General features: G+C 61.5%; 2 protein-coding genes. One reads left to right on the forward strand and one right to left on the reverse strand.

Features of this window, described 5'->3' with window-relative positions; all coding sequences use genetic code 11:
- A partial coding sequence (locus DBR24_RS08110; RefSeq protein WP_305888836.1) for an NAD(P)-dependent oxidoreductase occupies positions 1-613 on the reverse strand: 613 nt, incomplete at its 3' end.
- Positions 614-917: 304 nt separating this feature from the next.
- Here DBR24_RS08110 and DBR24_RS31700 point away from each other — a divergent pair.
- A partial coding sequence (locus DBR24_RS31700) for a LysE family translocator (protein ID WP_371921247.1) occupies positions 918-1,362 on the forward strand: 445 nt, incomplete at its 3' end.

Here is a 1,362-nt window from a genome sequence, read left to right on the forward strand (position 1 = left end):
GGGCATCAATCTGTGGCAGCAATTCGTTCAGGGGCAAGCGATCCGGTCGGGCAGGGCGCCCCGGAATCTGCCCGAGCAGTACGCGCATGCCAAAGGCCTCAGCCAGTCGCGCGACGGCGCCGCCGAGTTCGCCGTGACCGAGCAGGCCGAGGGTTTTGCCTTCCAGTTCGACGATCGGGTAGTCCAACAGGCAGAACTGTTTCGCTTGCTGCCAGCGACCGGCGGCAACGGCTTTCTGGTAATCGGCCAGGCGCGTGGCGAGGTTGAGCAGCAGCATGATGGTGTGCTGCGCCACGGATGGCGTGCCGTAACCCTGACAGTTGCACACCGTGATGCCGTGGTCGCGGGCCGCGTCCAGGTCGACGTTATTGGTGCCCGTGGCGGTGATCAGGATCAGCTGCAGATCCGGGCTGGCGGCCATCGCAGCGGCGTCGATGCGGATTTTGTTGGTGATCGCTACCGTGGCGCCTTGCAGGCGCTCGCTGACTTGTTCGGGCAAGGTCTGGGCGAACAGTTGCAAGTCACTGAAGCAGGCATGCAAAGGGCCAAGGTCGAGATCGCCGAGATCCAGTGAAGGGTGATCAAGGAATACGGCGCGGCGCGGGTTCGTCATCAACTGTACCTTTTGTGCTTGGAACGGAAGGCGTAATCTGCCGAGCCTACCAGATGAAACAATTGGTTACTCAGAGCACAAAAGTCTGATGCGATGCATCGCCATGTGGATAACGCTGTGACGAGGGGATTTATCCCCGTTGGCGCGCGAAGCGCGCCCTGAAACTGGTAATCGTGTTTAAACAGTGACAGCGCATGCACTGAATTTACGACTGCTGCGCAGCCGAACGGGGATAAATCCCCTTGCCACAGGTTCGAGTTCGCCGCGCATTTATTTTTGACCAAGCTGCCCCAGAGGAGCCCCCATGTACTGGACCGAGTTCTTGACCGTTGCATTGATCCACCTGCTGGCCGTGGCCAGCCCCGGCCCGGACTTTGCCGTGGTGGTGCGCGAGAGCGTGACCCACGGGCGCCGCGCCGGCACCTGGACCGCGCTCGGTGTGGGCACGGCGATTTTCCTCCACGTCGGTTATTCGCTGCTGGGCATCGGCCTGATCGTGTCGCAATCGATCATGCTGTTCAACGCGTTGAAGTGGGCGGCGGCGGCTTATCTGCTGTATATCGGCTTCAAGGCGTTGCGCGCGCAACCGGCGAAAACCGTGACCGATGATCTGCACAAGGAAGCCGGCGTGCGCACAGCCCGCGGTGCGTTCACTTCGGGCTTCGTCACCAACGGCCTGAACCCGAAAGCGACGCTGTTCTTCCTGTCGCTGTTCACCGTGGTGATCAACCCGCACACGCCACTGGCGG

The organism is Pseudomonas sp. HMWF006 (genome assembly GCF_003061205.1).
Classification (GTDB): domain Bacteria; phylum Pseudomonadota; class Gammaproteobacteria; order Pseudomonadales; family Pseudomonadaceae; genus Aquipseudomonas; species Aquipseudomonas monsensis.